The following is a 23,052-nucleotide window of genomic DNA, read 5'->3' as shown; positions in this document are numbered from 1 at the left end:
TTGAGGGATTCGCAGCGCCGACGCGGCGCGGCAAGCGCGTTCCGTTGCGGTCTCTTGAGTTTTGCGGCGAATGTGAGCATTATTCATTTTTCAGGCGCTTTGCCGCAACTCGCTTCCCGCTCAGGTTTTTCAACATGGCCACACCCAAGCCGCCCGCGACCCAGAACGCCCCGTCCGCCATGCGAAAGCGGCCGATGCAGGCACGGGCGCAACACACCGTCGAGACCATTTTTGAAGCTACCGCTCAGGTTCTCGACGAAGAAGGCGAGGCGGCGCTCACAACCAATCGCATCGCCCGCAAGGCAGGCTTCTCCATCGGTACCCTGTACCAGTACTTCCCGACCAAGGAGGCGATTCTGCTCGCGATGATCGCGCGCGAACGGCGTCGGGTGATGGACGAACTCAACGAGCGCATCGCCCGAGCGGCGGACGAGGGGGCCGACCCGGAACGCGTGATTCGCGAGCGGCTGCGGGTGCTCATCGAAGCCTTCGGCGCAGGCGGGCGTGTGAAACGCTCGCTCATCAAGATGGCGTGGCAACTCGATCACCACGAGAACATCATGCAAGCCATGCGCGAGGCGGCCGAACATATCGCTGTCGCCATGTCGCGGCGCGACGCGCCCGAAATGCGGCCACCCACCGCCGCCACCGTCTTCGTGCTCACGCGGGCCGTCATGGGCACGCTGCGCTCGGCCGCGCTGGAAGATTCCCCCTTGCTTGGCACTCCCGAGTTCGAGGACGAGCTTTACCGGTTGTGCTGGGGGCTGTTGCGCGCGGACGGCTAAGGCTACGGGTGCCCGTGTTGAAGAAGGCAACAAAAAAGCTGGCATCTGCCAGCTTTTTTGTGGGGACTACCGGGCGATCCTTGATGATCGCCCGTCGTTCGGCCCGGATGTTACTTCTTCATTACGCCTTCGCGACGCTTTCCAACGCAGCGTTGAACGTCTTGCTCGGACGCATGACCTGCTCGAGCTTCTCGAAGTCCGGCTTGTAGTAGCCGCCGATATCCGCCGGCTTACCCTGCACGTCGGCGAATTCGCCCACGATGGCCTTCTCGTTCTCGGTCAGTTGCTTGGCGAGCGATACGAAGTGCTTGGCCAGATCGGCGTCGTCCTTCTGCTCGGCCAATTCCTGCGCCCAGTACATCGCCAGATAGAACTGGCTGCCGCGGTTGTCCAACTGGCCGGTCTTCGGCGACGGACCCTTGCTGTTGTCGAGCAGCTTGCCGGTGGCAGCATCGAGCGTCTTGGCGAGGATTTTGGCGCGCTGGTTGCCCGTCTTGATGCCCAGGTCTTCCAGCGAGACTGCCAGTGCCAGGAATTCACCCAACGAATCCCAACGCAGGTGGTTCTCTTCCACCAGTTGCTTGACGTGCTTCGGTGCCGAGCCGCCGGCACCCGTTTCGTACATGCCGCCACCGGCCATGAGCGGCACGATCGACAGCATCTTGGCGCTGGTGCCCAGTTCCATGATCGGGAACAGGTCGGTCAGGTAGTCGCGCAGAATGTTGCCGGTCACCGAGATGGTGTCCAGACCGCGAATCACGCGCTCGAGCGTGTAGCGCATGGCGCGCACTTGCGACATGATCTGGATGTCGAGACCGTTGGTGTCGTAATCCTTCAGGTACGTTTCAACCTTCTTGATCAGCTCGGCTTCGTGCGGGCGGTACGGGTCGAGCCAGAACACGGCCGGCATGCCCGAATTGCGCACGCGGTTCACGGCGAGCTTCACCCAGTCACGGATCGGCGCGTCCTTGACCTGGCACATACGCCAGATGTCGCCGGCTTCCACGTTCTGCGAGAGCAGCACTTCGCCCGTGGCGATGTCGACGATGTTCGCCACGCCGTCTTCGGCGATTTCGAAGGTCTTGTCGTGCGAGCCGTACTCTTCCGCTTTCTGAGCCATCAGGCCGACGTTCGGCACCGTACCCATGGTGGTCGGGTCGAAGTTGCCGTTGGTCTTGCAGAAGTTGATGATTTCTTGATAGATGCGCGCGAACGTGCTCTCCGGGATCACGGCCTTCGTGTCCTTCGGACGGCCGTCGGCACCCCACATCTTGCCGCCGATGCGGATCATGGCCGGCATCGAGGCGTCGACGATCACGTCGTTCGGCGCGTGCAGATTCGAAATACCCTTGGCGGAGTCGACCATCGCCAGTTCCGGGCGATGCTCGTGGCAAGCATGCAGGTCGCGGATGATCTCTTCGCGCTGCGTGCTCGGCAGCGATTCGATCTTCTCGTACAGATTCACGAGGCCATTGTTGACGTTCACGCCCAGTTCGTCGAACAGCTTGCCGTGCTTCTCGAAAGCTTCCTTGTAGAAGATCTTCACGGCGTGGCCGAACACGATCGGGTGCGAGACCTTCATCATGGTGGCCTTCACGTGCAGCGAGAGCATCACGCCGGTCTTGCGCGCGTCTTCCATCTGCTCTTCATAGAAGTCGCACAGCGCCTTCTTGCTCATGAACATGCTGTCGATGATTTCGCCGTCGAGCAGCGCGACCTTCGGCTTGAGCACGATCGTCTTGCCGCTCTTGGTGACGAGTTCCATCTTGACGTCACGGGCGCGGTCGAGCGTCATCGACTTTTCGCCGTGGTAGAAGTCGCCATGCTTCATGTGCGCCACGTGCGTGCGCGAAGCCATGCTCCACTCGCCCATGCTGTGGGGGTGCTTCTTGGCGTAGTTCTTGACGGCGAGCGGGGCGCGACGATCCGAGTTGCCTTCGCGCAGCACCGGGTTGACGGCCGATCCGAGGCACTTCGAGTAACGCTTCTGGATGGCTTTCTCTTCGTCGGACTTCGGGTCTTCCGGAAAGTCCGGCACCTTGTAGCCCTTCGACTGCAGCTCCTTGATCGCACTCTGGAGCTGGAACACCGACGCACTGATGTTCGGCAGCTTGATGATGTTCGTATCAGGGTCTTGCGTCAGACGGCCCAGCTCGGCGAGGTTATCCGGCACGCGCTGCGCTTCCGTCAGGAACTCGGGGAATTCTCCGAGGATACGAGCCGCGACCGAGATGTCGCTCGTCTCGACCGACACGCCCGCCGGTGCCGTGAACGTACGAATGATCGGGAGGAAAGCGCTGGTGGCCAGAAGCGGTGCTTCGTCGGTCAGGGTGTAGATGATGCTGGGTTGCTGCGTACTCATCGCTGGTCTCGGATTCAAGAAGCAGGGAACGGTGGGGGAGCGCTGCCGACTGGGGTAACAGTCAGCTAGCCATGACGAATTTTTCCGATTGTGACACGGGTCGGGGGCAAAACTGAAATGCCTTTTCGTAATGTGAATGCTTGGGTCTTATATAAGACTGGCACTGTAGGCCCCATAACTTCGTGCAAAACCCCGCAACGTGTGGCGCCGCTTGGGTAAGGCAGTGTGTTGAGGGGGGCGGTGAGACGATAATTATTGATTGATTTTATTTTTTGATAGATAAAATGTATGAAAAAGGTGCGACGAAGTCGGATTCGGCAGGCGAACCCTGAGCGAATGTGGTGAGCGCGCGCCCTGATTTTCCGCTTGCCATGCCAGCATCGTTGCACTCAAATGGCGCCCACGCGTTGGCTCCGGGACATTTTCGTTGCGGACTCGGTCTTGGCCCCCGATTTGGCGCCGCGCGTTCGCTACCATTGCCGCAATGACAACAGGTAGATGCTCGACCGTGGCATTTGGCAGTGCGAAGCAAAACCAATAAATAGACCAGCAAGAGGCTACCGGTGCGATCGGGGTCTCGTCGTATCGGGGATTCTTGGCATGTTCGTTCCATCGTTTTGCCGGCGCGCGTTCGTTGCGGCGGCGTTTTCCGCTGTCCTGGCTGGTGGCGTGTGCGCTTCCGAAGGCGCTGTTGTCGACGTGCGTTTCTCCCTTCAACCCGGCCCGCCAGGTTCGTCCGAAGTAAAAGATCAGGCGCAACAACAGGCGCGCGCATTGATGCGCACGAGATCGCCCGACGCGGCCTATGCGGCGCTCGCTCAGCTGGAGTGGGGGAAATGGACGTCGCGGCGTGCGTTCGATCACAACGTGGCGTTCGATCTGACGACTTGGCGCTCAGGCATGCCTTACATCGTGGTGCGCCCGACGCTGGACGCCAATCTGCCGGTGTCCGGCACGATGACCTATGCGCTCGCTGGTGCAACGAAGGCCATCGACATGACGACGGGCGCGATTGGCACGCTATCCGGGTCGCTCAGCGTTGCGTTTCAGAATGCGCAGTACAGCGTCACGCCCAATTTGAGTATTGCGATGCCCGGGCAGACCTACGTGACGGGGTCGGGAACCACGAGAATCGGTCCGGATGGCGCGCGGGGGACGTTCAGCACCATGACACAGAACGTGAGTGGCGGCGCGTGCGCGGGCAGCGCCTGCACGTTTTCGACGCAGGGCGTGCTCACGGGCGCGGTGGCGAACAACGCGGGGATCGTCTATTCGCTAACGGGGCCGGAGACACGAGTGATGGGCGCCGCAGGGTTCAAGCGCTGATTCCGGTGCAGGTTGGCCATTCGTTCGCATCGATCCCGGTATCGTTCGGTTGAATCCGGGCTGTCTCGCGTCACACCATCCCAACTGATTACGCTGGTCCGGTCTTCTCGCGAATCGGCCTCGCGGACGCAAGCGGCAAACCATCGATGCTCACCTGCAGGCCATCCTGCCAGCCCGGAGCCGGTGAGCGCAGCGTAAGAACCGAACCCGCGCCGCGGACAATCGCTTCGACGATCGCCAGACCAAGCCCGCTGCCTGTGGCGGTCGTCGCGCCGCGCTCGAACGGTTTCGTCAGACGCTCAAGTTCATCGTCCGGCAGCACTGGCCCTCGATTCCGGACACTGAGCGTACCGGTGACCGACAGCGCGATCGCCACCGGTTTCCCGGACGCACCATGTTTGAGCGCATTCTCAACCAGATTGCGCACGACGATAGCGAATGCGTCCGCGTCGATCCACGACGACACGGGCTGGTCGGGCACGTCGAGCTGGATCGGCTTCTCAGACGCAACGCGCCGAAAATCCTCCACGACAAGCTCCAGTACCGGGCGCAGATCCTGCGGCGCGTCCCCGAGCACGCGTCCATTCTCGGCCTTCGCGAGTTGCATGAGCCTTTCGCTGACCCGCGACAAGGTATGCAGGGACCTCTCGACATTTCGCACGCGTTCGCGCGCGTCGGCGGAAGGCATTTCGGCCATGAGGCGCTGCGTCTGCGCGAGGGCTGCGGCAATTGGCGTGCGCAACTCGTGCGCGCTGTTGGCAGTGAAGCTGCGCTCCGCTGCCAGCGCGCGGTCCAGGCGGGCCATCAGGTCATTGACCGCGTCGGCGACCGGAGCGACCTCCGTCGGCAGTTCCTGCTTTTCGAGCGGTGTCAGGTCGTTCTGGCCGCGTGCGGCGATGCTGTCGCAGAAGCGCCGGATTGGCCGTAGCCCGGTGCGGACAATCAGCCAGATGCCACACAGGCCGACCGGCAGAAACAGGATGAGGACCCTGGCGACCGCGAGTGCGGCTTCAATCACTGCATGGCGGCGCGTGGCGAGCGGCTCGGCGATCATCAGGGAGATCGTGCCCTGCAAGCCCGGTTCGGCGTAAATCCGGTGCGACGCCGTGGACGTGAAGCCCGCTTTCAGGTCAGGCGGGAAGATGGCGATATCGGCGTCGTGCGATCGTAGCAGGAGCTTGCCACGGTCATCGCGAACCGCGTAGGTCAGCAATTCGTCGTGCGGGCGAACGGCTGCGATACGGCGGCTGCCATCGTCATCGCCATTCGCGTCGCGCCCGACGATATCCATGATGGCGAGCGGCAACAGGCGCTGCGCCGTTTCCTGCAACGCACTGTCCGACATCTGATCGACTTCGTGGCGCAGCACGTGAAATGAAGCGGCCGCAGCCGCGAGCGACAGTACGGCGAGCCCTGCCACCAGTGCTGCCGCGAGTCGACTTTGCAGGCTGTGCAGCATGGTCAGTCCAGCTTCAGCCGATAGCCGAGCCCGCGCAAGGTCTCGATGACATCGGCACCAAGCTTCTTGCGCAGCCGGCTCATATGTACCTCGATGGCGTTGCTGCCAATTTCCTCGTTGAAGGAATAAAGGCGATCCTCCAGCCGGCTCCTTGATACGATCATCCCCGGATGCTGAATCAGGGCTTCGAGAAGCGCCCACTCACTGGCCGTCAGGTCGATGCGTGCGGCATCGCGCATCACGCTGCGCCCCGCCGTATCGATACGCAGTTCGCCGAGCCTGACCAGGGGATTCGGATTGCCTGAATACCGGCGCGACACCGCGCTCACTCGTGCGGAAAGCTCGGACAAGTCGAACGGCTTGACGAGATAGTCATCGGCGCCGGCGTTCAGGCCGGCGATACGGTTCGACACCTGATCGAGCGCTGTCAGGATGATGACGGGCACGGTCGATCCACTCGTGCGGAGCTGTCGCAGGAAGTCGAGTCCCCTACCGTCGGGAAGCAGCAGATCGAGCAGAACCAGGTCGTAGTTGGCGACCGCAATGTGCCGGCGTGCCTCGGCGAGGGTGGTGACGAAGTCGGTCGGATGTCCGTCTTTCTCGATCTGGTCGCGAACGGCCTCCCCGAGCCAAGGCTCATCCTCGATGAGCAGAACTCTCATTAAGATCTCCCGGATGGGTGTCTCGCGTGACTTTGCCACGCGAACCTGTCGCGAACATGACGAAAATTTCCTGTGTTCGCAAGCTTGGCTTCAGGTTTCGGGTGCATTGTGGCGTCCAAGGATGCGAATGGGAGATGTAAGTCATGAAACAGCTGCGAATTGCCAGAAGCCTGGTACTCACTATGTTTGCGCTTGTCGGCGCTGTCGGCATTCACCATCCCGCACAGGCGCGCGACAGCGACGATTGCGAGGCGCCGGTCAACGCCTGGAAGCCGCGTGACGCCGTCCAGACGATGGCGCAGCAAAAGGGGTGGCAGATCGACAGGCTCAGGATCGACGACGGTTGCTACGAGGTCAAGGGGCGTGATGCCGATGGCCGGCGTTTCAAGGCAAAACTTGATCCCGTCACCCTTGACGTCGTCCGCATGAAGCGTGAAGACGACGACCACAGCGGCGCACGCGGACGCCTGCCGGACGCGAATGCCGGCAAGCCGCCGGCTGACGCACCCCCCGGAGGTTTGCTGAAGCCCGGCACGAAGCCCCAGGTCCAGATCCGCTGACCCCTTATTGCCGACGCACCGCGTACCTCATCGGCATTGACCCTGCTGAAGCAGCGGCAGGCCAATGCGATGGGTGCGATGCCCCCCTTTTGCCCAAATCAGGAGAATCCAGATGAAACACGCATTCCCGATCGCTGTGCTCACCGGCGCGCTCGTAGCCCCTTCACTTGCATCCGCGCGCCAGGTTTCGTTCGAAACGCAACTGTCGAACTATGGGGGAGATGGCGCTTACGTCGCCATGTATGTCACCGATCGCGCGGGACGGTATCAGGGCACGCTGTGGGTGGCGGGGCGCAAGGCCAAGTACTACCGGCACCTGAGCGACTGGTATCGCGCCACGGGCGGCACCGCAAAGGTAGATGGCATTACGGGCGCAAGCGTCGGCGCAGGCAAGACACTGCGTGCGACTCTGGATCTGTCCGACACGCTGCTCGACGCCGGGTACGAGGTTCACATCGACACGGCGGTCGAGGACATGAAGGAGTACCCGTCCGAGGTCGTCGTGCCGTTGACCACCTCGGGCGCAAACAAGACGACCAAGGGGCGCGGCTATGTGAAGTCGTTCCGCTATTCACTGTAGCCAGGGGCAGGCGAGGAGGTGCCCGATGTTACGCAAGCTCCATTCAATCCCCGGTCTCATCGCTGCATTGCTGATGACAGTCGTCGCCATGACAGGCGCGGTGTTGTCGGTGAATCCCGCAATTGAGCACGCAAGTGCCGTTCGCTCAGACCTCACTTCGCTGAGCGTTGCAACGCTCGCTTACCGCGTGAGCACTTCGGTGCCCGACGTCGAAACACTCGTGCGCCGACCGTCAGGGGAGATCCTCGCGTACTACCACGCCGGCGGCGAACAACATGCATCGATCATTGATCCCGCTACCGGCAAGGCCGTCGGCGATTATCGCCCATCGCCTGTCGAGCGTTGGGTGAAGAACCTCCATCGCAAGCTCTTTCTCGGTGACGCTGGCCGGATAGCAACAGGCGCGACTGCTGCCTTCATGCTGTTCGCGGTGTTGTCTGGGCTTGTGTTGCTCGCACGCCGGATGGGCGGGTGGAAGCATATTCTGGCTCCGATTCGGGGGGACGGGTTGCAGCGACTGCATAACGAAACTGCACGGGCCGTGCTTGCCGGGCTCACACTGTCGGCGATGACCGGGGTAGTCATGTCGTTGACGACGTTCGGCGTAATCCCGGAAGGCGGCGCGCAGGAGCCCAGCCTCGTCGTTTCGGCAACCACGACGTCCCCGATGCCGCTGCGGCAGTTGCCCGCACTGGCCATCGATGTCTCCAGGCTGCGTCAGTTGACATTTGCCAACGCGGCCGACCCGAGCAGCGTCGTCGAAGTGAATACGACAGATGGCGTCGGTTATGTCGATCCATCGTCAGGCAGATGGCTTGCCTTTCAGCCGGCCGATGCCTGGCAACGTTTGCAAGGAGTCGTCCGCATGCTGCACACGGGCGAAGGGCTATGGTGGCTCGGGTTGATCCTCGGCGCATCGTCGGCGTCGGTGCCGTTGCTGGCCGCAACCGGCCTGCTGTTGTGGCTGCGTCGTCGGCGGGGCATGCCGAAGCTCGCTTGCAACGTGCCGGCACGCGACGCGGATACTGTGTTGCTAGTGGGCACCGACGGCAATAGCACGTGGGGCTTTGCTTCGGCACTGCACGCCGCGCTGACCCAGGCTGGCTTTCGTGTGCATATTGCGCCAATGAACGATTTTGCTGTCGGCTATCGCAGCCTGAAATGTCTGCTGGTCCTGACTGCCACGTATGGTGACGGCGATGCACCGGAGAGCGCTACACGATTCCTGCCGAAGCTGGAGCGTCTGACGATCCCTGGCGGGGTGGCGTTCGGGGTCTTGGGCTTCGGCGACCGTCAGTTTCCTCATTTTTGCGGGTATGCGCGAACGGTTCATGACGCGCTGAGCGCCAAGGGGTTGGACGCACTGACCGATCCGGGCACGGTTGACCGGCAGTCTGAACCCGAATTCCGGCAGTGGTGTACGGGGCTCGCCGAAAGGCTCGGCGTGCCGCTCGATATTCACTACACGCCATTGCTGCCTCCCACGATATCGCTCAAGCTCGTCTCACGAGACGACTATGGTGCCGGTACAGACGACATGACTTCGGTGCTGCGCTTCATGCCCGCCGAGGGGGCGGGCGTCTGGGCCACCCTGCGACGGCCGCGGCTGCCTCGTTTCGAGACCGGGGATCTGCTCGGCGTCGTGCCGCCGGGCGCCACCTCGCCCCGGTACTACTCGCTTGCGAGCGCAACGGCGGATGGCCTGATCGAGATCTGCGTGCGGCGTCACCCGAACGGCGTGTGCTCCGGGTATCTCACAGGCCTGCAGCCCGGCGAAGCGGTTGAGGCATTCATGCGGTCGCACGCGTGCTTTCGGCCGGGTGCCGGAAGCGCTCCCGTGATCCTGATCGGGGCCGGTACTGGGATCGGTCCACTGATTGGTTTCATCCGGCACAACGCGTCCCGCCGTCCGATGCACCTTTACTTCGGTGCGCGCGATGCAGACGATGGCTTCTTGTACCGCGACGAACTCGAGCATCTGGTAGCCGACAGGCGACTGCAGGCGCTCACGACTGCCTTCTCACGTTCCGGGAGCCGGAGTTATGTGCAGGAGCGCCTTGTCGCCGATGCACAGAGCCTGCGCACCCTGGTTGCGCACGGCGCGCAAATCATGGTGTGCGGCGGCCGCGGGATGGCGGAGGGCGTCGCGCAGGCGTGGGAACGTATTCTGACGGATACCGGTTTGTCCGTCGAACAACTGAGAGGGCAGGGACGCTATGTCGAAGATGTCTATTGAGGCGTTGCCGGACACGCAACTTAAGCTTTGGCGCGTGAGCGGCGCGACGATGGGAACCCGCTACACCGCAGCCTTCCATGTGTCGCCGAAGACGGACGAAAAGGAACTGGCGGCGCGGCTCGCGGCGGCGGTTGGCGCGGTTGACGAGCAGATGTCGAATTGGAAGGAAGGCTCCGACCTGTCGCGGCTGAATCGTGCCAAGCCGGACTGCTGGGTCCCGGTGTCCAGAAGTCTCGCGGCTTTGCTTGCACGTGCGCTGGAGATTGGCAGTGATACGCACAATGCCTTCAACATCGGCGTCGGCGACCTTGTCGGTAGGTGGGGCTTCGGGCCATCGAGCGAGCAGCGTGCACATCGTCCAGGCGCGGTGGACACGTCGCAAGCGAGCCCATGTCCCTCGGTGAGCGATCTGATCGACGTGGACGTGTCGCTGTGCCGGGTGCGCAAGCGTGGACCCGTTGCGCTGGATCTGTGTGGCATTGCAAAGGGATTTGGCGTTGACGAACTGGCACGCGTGTTGAGCGAGCACGAGATCGGCTCATGGCTCGTCGGTATCGACGGTGAAATGCGCGCGCGCGGAAGCAAGCCGGATGGGTCGCCGTGGGCGATTGCGCTTGAGGCCCCGGATTACGAGCGGCACACATCAATGGGCGTGATCGAACTGAGTAACGCCGCCATCGCGACGTCCGGCGACTACCGCCGCTGGGCCGACATCAACGGTGCGCGGGTCTCGCACACAATGGATCCCAGAACCGGCGGGCCACTGTGCAGTTCTGTTGCGTCGGTGACGGTCATTGCACCGACGTGCGCGGACGCGGACGCTTACGCGACAGCCTTGCTGGTGTTAGGCGTGAAGGCGGGACGAGATTATGCTCAGCGCCGGCGCCTCGACGCACTCTTCGTCGTACGCGACGGCGATGCTCTTCGCGTGATCGGGACTGGCTGCTTTGCCAGCGTGCAGCAGACAGATTGACGGCAAATGCCTCTGCTGACGGAGGGCGGCGACAAAAGAAAAAGGCCCTCGGCATTTGCCTGAGGACCTTTTTCGGCGCGATTCGCGCAAATCTGGTGGGTGGTACAGGGATTGAACCTGTGACCCCTGCCGTGTGAAGGCAGTGCTCTACCGCTGAGCTAACCACCCAAATCATTAACTAAATCAATGATTTAGTGCTGATTGCTGAAGATTTTGTTTCGCAATCAGGAGCAGAACTTTAACTGCTTTCGTAGAAGTCTGCAACTTTTCTTTTGTTCTTTTTTGCTGCCGCCGTGACGATATCTCTCGATCACTTCACGCCGTTTCTTGCGATGACTCGCAAGCAGCAAAGACCGCAATTATAGGGATGTTTTTCGTGCTTGGGAAGGCCTTCGTGCGAATTTTCCGTGTGGTTCGTTGCGAACTCACGCCGTTTGTGCCGTGTCGCCTTCCGGGGGCGCCGGTTCGGTACGCCATACGCACGTCCCCTTCATCCCCTTGTCGATGTCGTTCAGCACACCGGCATGCTGAGCGACCTCGTCATCCGCTGCCGCGATTACGGGAAGATCGAACTGGCGCAACGAAATCTTTTCGCGCTGGGTGCCCACATCGCCCCCGTCGCCATCGCCGATCTCGATGACGAGACTCTCCTGGCCGCGCGTCATGGCGAGGTACACGTCGGCGAGCAATTCCGCGTCGAGCAAGGCGCCGTGCAGCGTGCGGTGCGCGTTGTTCACGCCGAGACGCTCACAGAGGGCGTCCAGCGAATTGCGTCGACCGGGGAACATCTCCCGGGCACGCAGCAGCGTGTCGATCAGGCTCGAGCAATGCTGCATGAACGGCGGCCAGCCGAGGCGGGCGAATTCCATATCCAGGAAGCCCAGGTCGAACGCCGCGTTGTGAATAATGATTTCGGCGTCGCGGCAGTACTCGCGCAACTCTTCCGCAATCTCGGCGAATTTGGGTTTGTCGGAAAGGAATTCGGTGGTGAGTCCGTGCACCGCCAATGCGCCCGGATCGCTGTCGCGCTCGGGGTTGATATAGAAGTGCAGGTTGTTGCCGGTCAGGCGGCGATTGACCAGTTCGACGCAACCGATTTCCAGCAGACGGTCCCCCGTCTTCGCATTCAGGCCGGTGGTTTCGGTATCGAGGATCAGTTGTCGCATGCTGTTCGTTGAATCTAGTGTGCTTCGTGTGCTTTCGGAATTGACGCGCCGCGGGTCATGACCCCTCACGCAATGCGCGGATACTGCTCAAGCCGCGGCGATGGCCACCGGCTCACTGGCCGCGACGCAGGCTCTCCACGCCTCGGTTGGCCAACTGGTCGGCGGCTTCGTTGCCGTCGTGGCCGGCATGACCTTTCACCCAACGCCAGTCGATTTCGTGTTTCTGCGAGACGGCGTCGAGTGTCTGCCACAGGTCGGCGTTCTTCACCGGCGCCTTGGCGGCGGTTTTCCAGCCACGGGCCTTCCAGCCGTGAATCCACTCGCTGATGCCTTTCTGCACATACTGCGAGTCGGTGTGCAGCACCACGCTGCAGGGCTTGTTCAGGGCTTCGAGCGCGCGAATGACGGCCAGAAGCTCCATGCGGTTGTTGGTCGTGTTGGCTTCGCCGCCGAACATTTCCTTGCGGTGTTTGCCCGCGACGAGCAGGGCGCCCCAGCCGCCGGGGCCAGGATTGCCTTTGCAGGCACCGTCGGTGTAAATCTCAACTTGCGGCAAGGTCATCTCTCAAACGATCAATCGGGCGCGTCGGCCGCTTCCGCCATCTGGCGATGCGTGGTGTTGGGTGTTGCCACGGGGGCCGCCGCCGGCTGGAGGCCGAGTATACGCTTGCGCACTTTGCCGACCAAGCGCATGCCTCGCACGCGCTTGACCGCGCGCACCGCATAGAGTGCCCCGAAAATTGGCCACCAACGGTCGCCGGCCGGTTCCATGAACTCGAAGCGCTGCAGCCAGTGCTCGCCGCGCAGGGGCGGGCGGTAGCAGCCGAAGCGGCCGCGATCGATATCGAAGGAGAGCAGCTTGAGCCAGTCCTTCAGACGCGTGAAGGCGATGAGATCGGCGCCAGGCGGCAGGAACGGCGTGCCGGCGAGTCGCCCCAGCTCTTCGCGCGCGCCCCACAGGCTCAGATTGTTGAAGCCGGTAATGATGACCTGTCCCTCGGGCACAAGTATGCGTTCGACCTCGCGCAGGATGTCGTGCGGATTCTCGGCAAACTCGAGCACGTGCGGCAGGACCACGAGATCGGTGCTCGCCGTAGCGATAGGCAACTCGTCGAAGCGGCTCACGAGGATGTCACGTGGGATCATGTCGGCCGCGCCCACGTGGCACGACGGCGTGCCACTGGTTGTATCGCTGGCGGCCTTGGTCACGAGCGGCGAGGCGTCGGGGCCGCGCGCAGCCGTCAGGACGAGACCGCGATAAGGCATGCGGTTCTCGCGCAGGGTATCCAGTTCGGGGCGGCCGAGTTGCAGCGCGTGATAGCCGAACAGATCCCCGACCCATTGGTCGAAAAGGGCCTGTTCCCATGCGAGCGCGTAGCGGCCTGGTGGTGAGACGAGCCAGAGGGGCCAGTCTATAATCGGACGTTCTGACATGGTGGCGAGTATATATGGATGCGCACGCAGATGCGGTAAGTGAGGCGTCGGCCGGAACAATGACCGTCTTTCCCGTCCCCGCGTTCCAGGACAATTATCTCTGGGTCGTCGATAACGGCAAAGATGCCGTGGTGGTCGACCCGGGCGACGCCGCGCCGGTGCTCGCCTATCTCAAATCGCGTAATCTCACGCTGCGCGCCATTCTCATCACGCACAAACATGCCGATCACATCGGCGGTGTCGATGCGCTGCTCGAGCATTTCAACGTTCCCGTGCACGGCCCGGCCGGCGAAGCCATCGCCTGCGTCGATCATCCGCATGGCGGCGGCGAGACGGTTCACATCGCCGCCCCGGCCATGACGCTGGAAGTGATCGACGTGCCCGGCCACACCCAAGGGCATATCGCATATTTCCTCGGCGCCGGGGCCGCAGGCGCGCCGCATCTCTTCTGCGGCGACACACTGTTCTCGTGCGGCTGCGGACGCCTGTTCGAGGGCACGCCTGCACAGATGCTCGCTTCGCTGGATGCGCTCGCCGCGCTGCCGCCCGCCACGCTCGTGCACTGCGCGCACGAATACACGCTGTCGAACATTCGCTTCGCGCTGGCGGTCGATCCGGATAACGCGGCGCTCAATGCGTGGCATCGGGAGGCAACGGCGCTTCGCGCGGCCGGCCGTCCCACATTGCCCACGACGCTCGCCCAGGAGCGCGTGACCAACCCCTTCCTGCGCAGCGACGCACCGGCCGTCATCGCGGCTGCGCAACGCCATGCAGGGCGCGCGTCGCTCTCTCGCGAGGCGGTATTTGCCACCGTGCGTAGCTGGAAAGACAGCTTCCGTTGATCGTGACTCTGCCACGCTGTCAACAGCGTGGCATGGCATGACATTGTCACAAAGCGGGCGTTGACATGTTCGCTCGCACCTGCTCAGCCTTGTCGCATCCCCGCCCTGCGATGTTTCGGTCTCTTATCGATCCCACCGGGCCCGCCGTCCGGGCGTCTCGTTTCAGCCACATCGCGACCGTCCAAGATCGGGGATAACCCTCAAATTTGGGGTCTTTTTGCGTAAATTTTGCAAAAAAATTAGGCAGAATGGTTGACGCATCTGAAGGGTTTCCTTACCATTCTTGCCAATTTCATGAAGATGCAACCCAATTCGAGCCCGATCAATGCGACTTATCGTTAGCTTGCTACTGACGCTGCTTCTGGCGGCGTGTGCCGGCACAGCACCGACCAACGGTGCATTGAGTTCCACGCCGACTGCGCAAGGCCAATCGCCTCTCGCCACGACAGCCAAAGGCAAGCAACGCGTCTCAAGCGATCAGACCATCGACCTGGACAGCGACTCGATCAACGACCTGGCCTACGGCAGCGATGACGCCGACCTTTGGTCGCGCATTCGTCACGGTTTCGCGATCCCCGATCTGGACACCGACCTCGCGCAGGACCGCACGCAGTGGTACGCGCAGCGTCCCGAATACGTCGAGCGCATGATTGAGCGCTCGAGCAAATACCTGTTCCACATCGTTGAAGAACTCGAGCGCCGTCATATGCCGACGGAACTCGCGCTGCTGCCGTTCGTGGAAAGCGCGTATAACCCGCAGGCGCTCTCGACGGCGAAGGCGGCCGGCATGTGGCAGTTCATTCCCAGCACGGGCAAGACGTACAACCTCAAGCAGAACATGTTCCAGGACGAGCGCCGCGACGTGCTCGCCTCGACGACCGCGGCGCTCGACTACCTCTCGAAGCTCTATGCGATGTTCGGTGACTGGCAACTGGCGCTCGCGGCCTATAACTGGGGCGAAGGCAACGTGCAGCGCGCGATCGAGCGTAATCAGGCGCAAGGGTTGCCGACCGATTACCTGAGCCTGCGCATGCCGACCGAGACGCGTTACTACGTGCCGAAGCTGCAGGCGATCAAGAACATCATTGCGCACCCGGAAATCTACAGCGTGAAGCTGCCCGAGATTCCGAATCACCCGTACTTCGTCAGCGTGACCACCAAGCGCGACATCGACGTGGCATTGGCCGCGAAGCTGGCCGACCTGCCGCTCGACGAATTCCGCGCGCTCAATCCGTCGTTCCGCAAGCCTGTGATTCTTGGTGCGGCACAGCCGAAGATTCTCCTGCCGTTCGATAGCGCCGAAGTGTTTCAGCGTCGTCTGAAGGGTTATGACAAGCCGCTATCGAGCTGGACGACCTACACGTCCGCATCGCGTGAGCGTCCGGAAGACGTCGCGCGCAAGCTGGGTGTCGACGCCGCGGTCATCCGTTCGGTCAATAACATTGCGCCGCGCATGCGCCTCAAGGCGGGCTCGACGTTGCTGGTGCCGCGCTCGGACGACATTGACCAGGACATCAGCGCGTCGGTAGCACGCAATGCCGTGCTTGCGCTGGAGCCGGATATTCCCGATACGCGCAAGGTGATGGTGCGCGCTCGCAAGCACGACACGCTCGCCCGCGTGGCCCAGCGCAGTGGCGTGAGCGTCGCACAGATCAAGAGCTGGAATCGTCTGCGTCGCGATACGCTCACGTCGGGCCAACTGCTGGTGCTTCACGTACCGGTCAAGGACGCCTTGCGCGTGGCGGCTGCGTCCGAGGCCCCGGCGGCCACGGGCGACGGCGAAGCGCCGCATACGCGTCTGGTGCGCGGCAAGCACGGCAAGATGATCCGCGTGGTGGAGCGTCGGCCGGCCGCCAGTCCGGCCAAGACGACCAAGGCGGCTGCGTCCGGCGGCAAGACGGCACGGACCAAGGTCGCGGCGAAGGCGCCAGCCAAGACGGTGGCCAAGACGGCCGCTAAGCCGGCGGCCAAGACGTCTTCGAAGGTCACCCGCACGGCACAGCGCTGAGCGACGGCATCGACCGCGCTGGACCGATCGTCAGATCGTAGAAGCACCGGCTCATGATCTAACGCCCGTGACGATACCCCGTCACGGGCGTTTGTCTTTTTCGGTCGTGAATGTCTCGCCGCGCCGTCTCGCCGTCACCGTTCCTGCTCGACCTCGTGTAATCCCCTAGCGTTTTCGGCCGCTGGACGGCCCGTCCGGTAAGCCTTCCGTAAGCGTCAACGGGCACACTGAGCGCGAGGCACGGCATCCGTGTCCGACGATTTCATTGCACCGAAACGCATTGCCGGTCGACGGCGACATGCCGCTCGACCCTGCCGGCCCGATCCGGCGCCGCGCCACCTCCGTTCCCCACCGGCACTCCCGGTCGGGCACCGGGCGCGCGAGCCAATTCTTATATGCAAGGAGACACCATGACTTCGTATGCGTCGTTTCACGCCCGTTCCATTGCGCCCGATTCGCGCGCGGCCTTCTGGGAGGAGCAGGCCCGTCTGATCGACTGGGAGACACCCTTCACCCAGGTGCTCGATTACGACAAGCCACCGTTTGCACGATGGTTCGTTGGTGGCCGAACGAATCTGTGCCACAACGCCGTCGACCGCCATTTGCCGTCGCGTGGCTCGCAAAATGCGCTGATCTGGGTGTCGACGGAGACCGAGCAGGAGCGTGTCTACACGTACGACGAACTGGCGGCAGAAGTGAATCGCATGGCGGCGTCGCTGCAATCGCTGGGCGTTGCGCGCGGCAAGCGGGTGCTGATCTACATGCCGATGGTGCCCGAAGCGCTGTTCGCGATGCTTGCCTGCACGCGGCTCGGTGCAATTCACTCGGTGGTGTTCGGTGGCTTCGCCTCAGTCAATCTTGCAGCACGCATCGACGACGCACAACCGACTGTCATCGTCTCAGCCGACGCCGGCTCGCGCAACGGCAAGGTTGTGCCCTACAAGCCGCTGCTCGATGAAGGCATCGCGCTCGCACAGCACAAGCCGTCGAATGTGCTGCTGATCGACCGGGGCCTCTCGCCGATGACACGTGTGCCCGGCCGCGACATCGACTACGCGCCATTGCGCGAGCAGTTTCTCGATGCCGCCGTGGCTTGCGAATGGCTCGAATCGAGTGAGCCGTCCTATGTGCTCTACACCTCCGGTACGACGGGCAAGCCGAAGGGCGTACAACGCGATACCGGCGGGTATGCGGTGGCGCTGGCGGCGTCGATGCAGCACATCTTCTGCGCGAAGCCGGGCGACACGATGTTCTGCGCGTCGGACATTGGCTGGGTGGTCGGGCACAGCTATATCGTGTACGCGCCGTTGCTCGCCGGCATTGCGACCGTGATGTACGAAGGCACGCCGATCCGACCCGATGGCGGAATCTGGTGGCGCATCGTCGAGAAATACAAGGTCACGCAGCTTTTCACCGCGCCCACGGCGATTCGCGTGCTCAAGAAGCAAGACCCGGCGTATCTGACCCAATACGACCTGTCGTCGCTACGGCTGATCTTCCTCGCGGGCGAGCCGCTCGACGAACCCACGGCGCGGTGGCTCACCGACGGCGTGGGCAAACCGGTCGTCGACAACTACTGGCAGACGGAGACCGGCTGGCCGATTCTGGGCATGGTGCGCGGCGTGGAGGCCTTGCCGGGCAAGCTCGGGTCACCGGGCAAACCGGTGTATGGCTACGACGTGAAGCTCGTCAACGAGGTGACCGGCGAGGACTGCGGGCCGAACGAGAAGGGCGTGCTGGCCATCGAAGGGCCACTGCCGCCGGGCTGCATGAGCACCGTCTGGGGTGACGACGCGCGCTTCGTCAAGACCTATTGGCAGACGGTGCCAGGCCGCACGCTGTATTCGAGCTTCGACTGGGGCGTGCGCGATGAAGACGGCTATTACTTCATCCTCGGTCGCACCGACGACGTGATCAATGTGGCGGGGCACCGGCTTGGCTCGCGCGAGATCGAAGAGAGCATTTCGAGTCACCCGGCCGTGGCGGAAGTCGCGGTCATCGGTGCACAGGATGCCTTGAAGGGGCAGGTGGCCATCGCGTTCGCAGTGCTGCGTCAGCCCGCGTTGGCGGCCACGCCCGAGGCGCGTCTGGCGTTGGAGGGCGACGTCATGAAGACGGTGGACAAGCAACTGGGGGCAGTGGCGCGTCCGGCACGCGTGTTCTTCGTCGCGATGCTGCCCAAGACGCGCTCGGGCAAGCTGCTGCGTCGCGCCATCCAGGCCATCTGCGAAGGTCGCGAAACCGGCGACCTGATCACGCTGGAAGATCCGGCCGCGCTCGATCAGGTACGCGACGCGGTGAAGGGCGCGTAGTTCGCAGCGTCATGAGCACGGCGCAGGCGCGTGCTCATGACAGGTCATCGCCCGTCGATATCCCGTCTCCCAATTCGACCTCGTCACCTGAATGGCTTGTCGAGAATTTCGGGCGCGCGGATGGCGTCGATCAGCAGGCCGAGAAAGGCTTCGACAGGGGCGGGCAGGGTGCGTCCGGCCATTGTCTGCACTTGCAGTGAGCGTTGGTGCAGCGCCGGATTTCGGATGGGGATGGCGACGAGCCCTTCCGGATCGAGCCGGCTGCGCACCGTGAGCAGACCGGTGAGCGTCACGGCATTGCCGGAGCGCACGAAGCTGTGCAGCGAGGCGTGATAGTTGCTCACGAACACCGGTTCGAACAGCAGGCCTTCGAGAATGCAGCACAGGTCGAACATCTGGCGGATGGTCACGCCGGCATTCGATAGCGCCATCGGGTAGGGCAGCAAGTCGGCAAGCGCGATGTCGCGTCGTTTGGCGAGCGGGTGCTGCTTGGCCATCAAGGCATAGATCGGCGCCGGTTGCGTGTGAACGACCTGCACCCCTTTTTCCGGGGCGACGCTGAAACACACGGCGATATCCGCTTCGCCGTCGCGTACGCGCTCCGTGGCGACGAACGGCGAGACAACATCGAGCAGAAAGTGCGCGCCAGGGTAGGTTTCGCGAAAGCGTGCGAAGACCTGTGGCAGGAAATCCCGCGCGACACCCTCCGCACTGGCGACGCGAATCGTCGCGCGCCCCACTTCCGACAGCCCCCGGATTTCCGACGTGACGCGTTCCGCATCGAGCAGCATGCGACGCGCATGATCGGCAAGCAACTCGCCCGCCTCACTCAACACCATGCCGCGCGGACGACGCTCGAACAACGGTGTGCCGAGATCTTCCTCGAGCTTCGCGATCTGTCGGCTCAAGGCGGAGACCGCCACGTGCAGGCGCTCGGAGGCGCGACTGAGCGAGCCGGTACGAGCGACTTCGAGAAAGTAGCGAAGTGCGTGTGTTTGCATGGGCGGATGGGCGGATGGCGCCGTCTGTTGCGAGAGGATTGGCTGCGATTTCAGCTTTGCCGAAATGGCAACGAAACCTTCGAAATATTATCATTGTTGTCAAAAATACCCGCTCCTAGAATGGCCTGAACGGTTGCGTTGCAGCGTGCTACCGACACGCGTGGCCGTGTGTGCGAGCCAGGCAGCCGTGCCCTCAAAAGCCATCTGGAGACAAGCAGTGACACGTAGCGCAGCAATTTCCCAAGCCACCGCCCAATACGATTCGGGCGCGTTCCTCGATACGCTCAACCGCCGCGTCGCCTACAAGACCGAGAGTCAGGAGGCGGATAGCGGCGATGTCCTTCACTCGTACCTTGCGGATGAGATGACGCCTGCGCTCGCGGCGCTCGGCTTTACATCGCGCATCGTGCCCAACCCGGTGCCGGGCGGCGGCCCGTTCCTGATTGCGCAACGTCACGAGAGCGACGATGCGCCCACGGTCCTCACCTACGGTCACGGCGACGTGGTGCGAGGCTACGACGCGCAATGGCGCGACGGCCTGAAGCCCTGGGAGATCGTGGTGGAAGGGGATCGTTGGTACGGACGCGGCACCGCCGACAACAAGGGGCAGCACACGATCAACCTGTCGGCGCTGGCGGAGGTGCTGGCGTTGCGTGGCGGCAAGCTCGGCTACAACGTGAAGATGATCGTGGAGATGGGCGAGGAGATGGGCTCGCCGGGGCTGCACGCGATTTGCGAGCAACTGCGTGACGAACTGCGGGCCGATGTGCTGATCGCCTCTGACGGGCCGCGACTGGCGGCGCAACGTCCGACGGTGTTTCTCGGCTCGCGCGGCTTGGTCAACTTCAAGCTCAGTCTGAATTTGCGCGACGGCGGGCATCACTCGGGCAACTGGGGCGGACTGTTGCGCAATCCCGGGGTGGTGCTGGCGAACGCGATTGCATCGATTGTCGATGGCAACGGCAAGATTCTTGTCGACGGGTTGCGTCCGCCTGAGGTGCCGGCGTCGGTGCGTCGAGCGCTTGCTGGGCTGGAAGTGGGCGGCGGACCGAACGATCCCGAGGTCGACGTTGATTATGGCGAGCCGGGATTGACGCCGACGGAGCGCGTGATTGGTTGGAACAACATCGAAGTGCTGGCGTTCAAGACCGGCAATCCGGAAAAGCCGGTCAACGCGATTCCGCCGTACGCCTATGCGCACATGCAGATTCGCTTCGTCGTCGGCACTGACTGGGAGCGGCTGGGCGAGATCGTGCGCGCGCATCTCGACGCGCACGGTTTCCCGATGGTCGAGGTGGAGGTCGAGCGCGGCGTGATGGCGACGCGTCTCGATCCGGAAGATCCGTGGGTGCTGTGGGCGTTGACGTCGATGCGCGAGACGACGGGCAAGCCGCCGGTACTGCTGCCGAATCTGGGGGGCACGTTGCCGAACGATGTGTTCGCGGACGTTTTGGGGCTGCCGACGCTGTGGGTGCCGCACTCGTACCCGGCCTGTTCGCAGCACGCGCCGGACGAGCATCTGCTGGGGTCGGTGGCGCGCGAGGCGTTGCAGATCATGGCGGGTCTGTTCTGGGATCTGGGGGAAGTCGATCTGAAAGAGGGGAAGCCGCGATGAACAGCTCAGTGACCGCCGCTGGGGCGGATCAAACGAACGGCGCGCCGCGTGTCGGCAACGAGGGGGTGCGCGCCGACGTGCCCGTGTACAAGTTGATTGTCGCGACGTCGATCGGCAATGCGCTCGAGTGGTATGACCTGATCGTCTATGGCTACTTTGCCGTGACGATCTCCAAGTTGTTTTTTCCCGCGCACGATGCGACGGTGTCGCTGCTCATGGCGCTGGGGACGTTCGCGTTGTCATATCTTGCACGTCCGCTGGGGGCGTTTGTGCTGGGCGCGTATGCGGACCGCTGTGGGCGTCGTGCGTCGTTGATGTTGTCGATTGCGATGATGACCTTGGGCACCGGGCTGATCGCGTTCATGCCGACGTATGCGGCGATTGGGGTTTGGGCGCCGATCGGCATTTTCTTGTCGCGCTTGTTGCAGGGATTTTCGGCGGGCGGCGAGTTTGGTAGCTCGACGGCATTTCTCGTTGAGCATGTACCGAACCGGCCGGGCTTCATGTCGAGCTGGCAGTTTGCGAGCCAGGGGGCGAGCACGTTGCTGGCGTCGGCGTTCGGGGCGGTGCTGACCGGGGCGCTGACCCAGCCGCAACTGGAATCGTGGGGATGGCGGATTCCGTTCCTGTTCGGGATGCTGGTCGGGCCGATCGGGCTTTACATCCGGAAGTACGTGGACGAGACGCCGGCATTCGAGCATGACGTGGCGCGCAAGCGTCAGGCGCAGGTGGCTGGCGACGACGCGGGCCAATCGCCGGTACGAGAGGTGTTGGCAACGCAGAAGTCGCGTCTGCTGGTGTCGATTGGGGCGCTGGTGCTGACAACGACGGCCAACTATATGATCCTGTACATGCCGACTTACGCGACGAAACAGTTGGGTTTGCCGCCGGCGCAGGGCTACATCGCGACGCTGGTGACGGGCTTCGTCATCATGACGCTGACGCCGTTCGTGGGGCATTGGTCGGACAAGGTGGGGCGTATTCGCATCATGCTGGCGGCGGGGGCACTGTTCTTCTGTACGGTGTATCCGGCGTTTGCGTACATGAATGCGCATGCGTCGCTGCTGACGATGATGGTCGTGATGCTTTGGGTGGGCACGTTGAAGGCGGTGTACTTCGCACCGATTCCGGCGCTGATTTCGTCGTTGTTCCCGACACGAACACGGGCGACGGGCATGGCGGTGGGTTACAACCTCGGTACGACGATCTTTGGCGGCTTTACCCCGCTGGCGGTAGCGTGGCTGATTGCGTCGACGGGCAACAAGCTGGCGCCGGGGCTGTATTTGATGGTGGGGGCGGTGGTGAGTCTGACGACGCTAGTGATCGCCAAAACGCGGATGGGCGTGCGCTGAGGCGAGACGATTGGCTGTGGAATGAAGAGGCGCCCGGCGGCGTCGCGTGTGAGGGTTGCATGCGGGGCTGGCGTGGCGCCTTTTTTGTTTGTCGGCGGTTCCCCTGCCGGAATATGTGCGTTGTGCGATGCGTCCGGAATTTCGGTGTGCGGTGAATCGGGCGGTGCGCGGTGTTCATTTGAGGCATCTACCCAGCAGCGTCGTTTTGGAATGTGACATGCTATTCAGCTTGGGGCGGGGGCGTCGCGCGCGCTGTTCGGATTCCTCGCTCTCCGCAATCGAAACGCGTTTGCCGGCAAATGGTCACATCGCGGTTGCGCGCAACGACCGCGCTGCCTTCCTGCTGTTATTCGTTGTCTGCGCGAATGAAGATGGCGCC

General features: G+C 62.9%; 19 protein-coding genes and 1 tRNA gene. 11 read left to right on the top strand and 9 right to left on the bottom strand.

The genetic code is table 11. The features are described 5' to 3' along the window. Nucleotides 1–134 precede the first annotated feature (134 nt). Nucleotides 135–785, top strand: coding sequence for a TetR/AcrR family transcriptional regulator (locus PCE31106_RS06925; protein ID WP_051060051.1), 651 nt, complete (start codon nucleotides 135–137; stop codon nucleotides 783–785). Nucleotides 786–906: 121 nt separating this feature from the next. On the opposite strand, the gene PCE31106_RS06920 is transcribed toward PCE31106_RS06925, so the two are convergent. Further along, on the bottom strand, nucleotides 907–3,147 hold the full coding sequence (locus tag PCE31106_RS06920) for an NADP-dependent isocitrate dehydrogenase (protein WP_150562823.1): 2,241 nt from the start codon (nucleotides 3,145–3,147) through the stop codon (nucleotides 907–909). 252 nt (nucleotides 3,148–3,399) lie between these two features. Then, nucleotides 3,400–3,909: a hypothetical protein gene (locus PCE31106_RS06915; RefSeq protein WP_150562822.1), complete on the bottom strand. Its 510-nt coding sequence runs from the start codon at nucleotides 3,907–3,909 to the stop codon at nucleotides 3,400–3,402. Between the two features lie 15 nt (nucleotides 3,910–3,924). Here PCE31106_RS06915 and PCE31106_RS06910 point away from each other — a divergent pair, with 15 nt between their 5' ends. Further along, a complete protein-coding gene (locus tag PCE31106_RS06910) occupies nucleotides 3,925–4,473 on the top strand; it encodes a hypothetical protein (protein ID WP_150562821.1) in 549 nt (182 codons plus the stop codon). An 88-nt stretch (nucleotides 4,474–4,561) separates the two neighbouring features. On the opposite strand, the gene PCE31106_RS06905 is transcribed toward PCE31106_RS06910, so the two are convergent. Both PCE31106_RS06905 and PCE31106_RS06900 read right to left on the bottom strand, forming a co-directional pair. Beyond that, nucleotides 4,562–5,932 (bottom strand): sensor histidine kinase, encoded by a 1,371-nt coding sequence (locus PCE31106_RS06905; protein ID WP_150562820.1) that lies wholly within the window; start codon nucleotides 5,930–5,932, stop codon nucleotides 4,562–4,564. A gap of 2 nt (nucleotides 5,933–5,934) precedes the next feature. Next, entirely contained in the window at nucleotides 5,935–6,594 is a 660-nt protein-coding gene (locus PCE31106_RS06900) for a response regulator (protein WP_150562819.1), read from the bottom strand. Between the two features lie 143 nt (nucleotides 6,595–6,737). Between PCE31106_RS06900 and PCE31106_RS06895 the strand changes: the two genes are divergently transcribed. The 4 genes from PCE31106_RS06895 to PCE31106_RS06880 all read left to right on the top strand — a co-directional run bounded on the left by PCE31106_RS06895 (nucleotide 6,738) and on the right by PCE31106_RS06880 (nucleotide 10,943). Then, nucleotides 6,738–7,154, top strand: coding sequence for a PepSY domain-containing protein (locus tag PCE31106_RS06895; protein WP_150562818.1), 417 nt, complete (start codon nucleotides 6,738–6,740; stop codon nucleotides 7,152–7,154). A gap of 112 nt (nucleotides 7,155–7,266) precedes the next feature. After that, nucleotides 7,267–7,734, top strand: coding sequence for a DUF2271 domain-containing protein (locus PCE31106_RS06890; RefSeq protein ID WP_150562817.1), 468 nt, complete (start codon nucleotides 7,267–7,269; stop codon nucleotides 7,732–7,734). A 25-nt stretch (nucleotides 7,735–7,759) separates the two neighbouring features. Further along, entirely contained in the window at nucleotides 7,760–9,970 is a 2,211-nt protein-coding gene (locus tag PCE31106_RS06885; protein ID WP_150562816.1) for a PepSY domain-containing protein, read from the top strand. After that, nucleotides 9,951–10,943, top strand: coding sequence for an FAD:protein FMN transferase (locus PCE31106_RS06880; RefSeq protein ID WP_150562815.1), 993 nt, complete (start codon nucleotides 9,951–9,953; stop codon nucleotides 10,941–10,943). Before PCE31106_RS06885 ends, PCE31106_RS06880 begins: the two co-directional genes overlap by 20 nt. 93 nt (nucleotides 10,944–11,036) lie before the next feature. Here the strand turns inward: PCE31106_RS06880 and PCE31106_RS06875 are convergent. The 4 genes from PCE31106_RS06875 to PCE31106_RS06860 all read right to left on the bottom strand — a co-directional run bounded on the left by PCE31106_RS06875 (nucleotide 11,037) and on the right by PCE31106_RS06860 (nucleotide 13,543). Further along, nucleotides 11,037–11,111: transfer RNA gene (locus PCE31106_RS06875), tRNA-Val, on the bottom strand. Between the two features lie 257 nt (nucleotides 11,112–11,368). Continuing rightward, nucleotides 11,369–12,109, bottom strand: a complete 741-nt coding sequence (dnaQ, locus tag PCE31106_RS06870; protein WP_150562814.1) for a DNA polymerase III subunit epsilon — start codon at nucleotides 12,107–12,109, stop codon at nucleotides 11,369–11,371. A 112-nt stretch (nucleotides 12,110–12,221) separates the two neighbouring features. After that, entirely contained in the window at nucleotides 12,222–12,671 is a 450-nt protein-coding gene (rnhA, locus tag PCE31106_RS06865) for a ribonuclease HI (protein WP_017231812.1), read from the bottom strand. Between the two features lie 11 nt (nucleotides 12,672–12,682). Beyond that, nucleotides 12,683–13,543, bottom strand: coding sequence for a methyltransferase domain-containing protein (locus tag PCE31106_RS06860; RefSeq protein WP_150562813.1), 861 nt, complete (start codon nucleotides 13,541–13,543; stop codon nucleotides 12,683–12,685). A gap of 59 nt (nucleotides 13,544–13,602) precedes the next feature. Here PCE31106_RS06860 and gloB point away from each other — a divergent pair, with 59 nt between their 5' ends. The 3 genes from gloB (at nucleotide 13,603) to PCE31106_RS06845 (ending at nucleotide 18,705) form a co-directional block, all read left to right on the top strand. Further along, nucleotides 13,603–14,385, top strand: coding sequence for a hydroxyacylglutathione hydrolase (gloB, locus tag PCE31106_RS06855; RefSeq protein ID WP_254440940.1), 783 nt, complete (start codon nucleotides 13,603–13,605; stop codon nucleotides 14,383–14,385). Nucleotides 14,386–14,710: 325 nt separating this feature from the next. Further along, on the top strand, nucleotides 14,711–16,393 hold the full coding sequence (locus PCE31106_RS06850) for a transglycosylase SLT domain-containing protein (RefSeq protein WP_150562811.1): 1,683 nt from the start codon (nucleotides 14,711–14,713) through the stop codon (nucleotides 16,391–16,393). Between the two features lie 410 nt (nucleotides 16,394–16,803). Further along, complete coding sequence (locus PCE31106_RS06845; RefSeq protein ID WP_017231822.1) at nucleotides 16,804–18,705, top strand: propionate--CoA ligase; 1,902 nt, start codon at nucleotides 16,804–16,806, stop codon at nucleotides 18,703–18,705. A gap of 83 nt (nucleotides 18,706–18,788) precedes the next feature. Here PCE31106_RS06845 and PCE31106_RS06840 read toward each other — a convergent pair whose 3' ends face one another. Beyond that, complete coding sequence (locus PCE31106_RS06840; protein WP_017231823.1) at nucleotides 18,789–19,706, bottom strand: LysR family transcriptional regulator; 918 nt, start codon at nucleotides 19,704–19,706, stop codon at nucleotides 18,789–18,791. Between the two features lie 217 nt (nucleotides 19,707–19,923). On the opposite strand from PCE31106_RS06840, the gene PCE31106_RS06835 reads away from it, so the two are divergent. Beyond that, nucleotides 19,924–21,321 (top strand): M20 family metallopeptidase, encoded by a 1,398-nt coding sequence (locus PCE31106_RS06835; protein WP_017231824.1) that lies wholly within the window; start codon nucleotides 19,924–19,926, stop codon nucleotides 21,319–21,321. Next, nucleotides 21,318–22,673 carry an MFS transporter gene (locus PCE31106_RS06830; protein ID WP_150562810.1) on the top strand — a complete coding sequence of 452 codons (1,356 nt, stop codon included), beginning with the start codon at nucleotides 21,318–21,320 and terminating at the stop codon, nucleotides 22,671–22,673. The genes PCE31106_RS06835 and PCE31106_RS06830 overlap by 4 nt, the downstream gene beginning before the upstream one ends. The last annotated feature ends 379 nt before the right edge of the window (nucleotides 22,674–23,052 follow it).

The organism is Pandoraea cepalis, assembly GCF_902459665.1.
In the GTDB taxonomy this organism is placed as follows: Bacteria; Pseudomonadota; Gammaproteobacteria; order Burkholderiales; family Burkholderiaceae; genus Pandoraea; species Pandoraea cepalis.
This window is presented reverse-complemented; position numbering and strand designations above follow the sequence as displayed.

What these genes read in the sequence shown, in the direction of transcription:
- PCE31106_RS06845 (WP_017231822.1), top strand. Translation starts at nt 16,804, where the DNA reads ATGACTTCGTATGCGTCGTTTCACGCCCGTTCCATTGCGCCCGATTCG.
- rnhA (WP_017231812.1), bottom strand. Translation starts at nt 12,671, where the DNA reads ATGACCTTGCCGCAAGTTGAGATTTACACCGACGGTGCCTGCAAAGGC.
- gloB (WP_254440940.1), top strand. Translation starts at nt 13,603, where the DNA reads ATGACCGTCTTTCCCGTCCCCGCGTTCCAGGACAATTATCTCTGGGTC.
- PCE31106_RS06900 (WP_150562819.1), bottom strand. Translation starts at nt 6,594, where the DNA reads ATGAGAGTTCTGCTCATCGAGGATGAGCCTTGGCTCGGGGAGGCCGTT.
- PCE31106_RS06905 (WP_150562820.1), bottom strand. Translation starts at nt 5,932, where the DNA reads ATGCTGCACAGCCTGCAAAGTCGACTCGCGGCAGCACTGGTGGCAGGG.
- PCE31106_RS06890 (WP_150562817.1), top strand. Translation starts at nt 7,267, where the DNA reads ATGAAACACGCATTCCCGATCGCTGTGCTCACCGGCGCGCTCGTAGCC.
- PCE31106_RS06860 (WP_150562813.1), bottom strand. Translation starts at nt 13,543, where the DNA reads ATGTCAGAACGTCCGATTATAGACTGGCCCCTCTGGCTCGTCTCACCA.
- PCE31106_RS06840 (WP_017231823.1), bottom strand. Translation starts at nt 19,706, where the DNA reads ATGCAAACACACGCACTTCGCTACTTTCTCGAAGTCGCTCGTACCGGC.
- PCE31106_RS06925 (WP_051060051.1), top strand. Translation starts at nt 135, where the DNA reads ATGGCCACACCCAAGCCGCCCGCGACCCAGAACGCCCCGTCCGCCATG.
- PCE31106_RS06850 (WP_150562811.1), top strand. Translation starts at nt 14,711, where the DNA reads ATGCGACTTATCGTTAGCTTGCTACTGACGCTGCTTCTGGCGGCGTGT.
- PCE31106_RS06920 (WP_150562823.1), bottom strand. Translation starts at nt 3,147, where the DNA reads ATGAGTACGCAGCAACCCAGCATCATCTACACCCTGACCGACGAAGCA.
- PCE31106_RS06830 (WP_150562810.1), top strand. Translation starts at nt 21,318, where the DNA reads ATGAACAGCTCAGTGACCGCCGCTGGGGCGGATCAAACGAACGGCGCG.
- PCE31106_RS06895 (WP_150562818.1), top strand. Translation starts at nt 6,738, where the DNA reads ATGAAACAGCTGCGAATTGCCAGAAGCCTGGTACTCACTATGTTTGCG.
- PCE31106_RS06880 (WP_150562815.1), top strand. Translation starts at nt 9,951, where the DNA reads ATGTCGAAGATGTCTATTGAGGCGTTGCCGGACACGCAACTTAAGCTT.
- PCE31106_RS06885 (WP_150562816.1), top strand. Translation starts at nt 7,760, where the DNA reads ATGTTACGCAAGCTCCATTCAATCCCCGGTCTCATCGCTGCATTGCTG.
- dnaQ (WP_150562814.1), bottom strand. Translation starts at nt 12,109, where the DNA reads ATGCGACAACTGATCCTCGATACCGAAACCACCGGCCTGAATGCGAAG.
- PCE31106_RS06910 (WP_150562821.1), top strand. Translation starts at nt 3,925, where the DNA reads ATGCGCACGAGATCGCCCGACGCGGCCTATGCGGCGCTCGCTCAGCTG.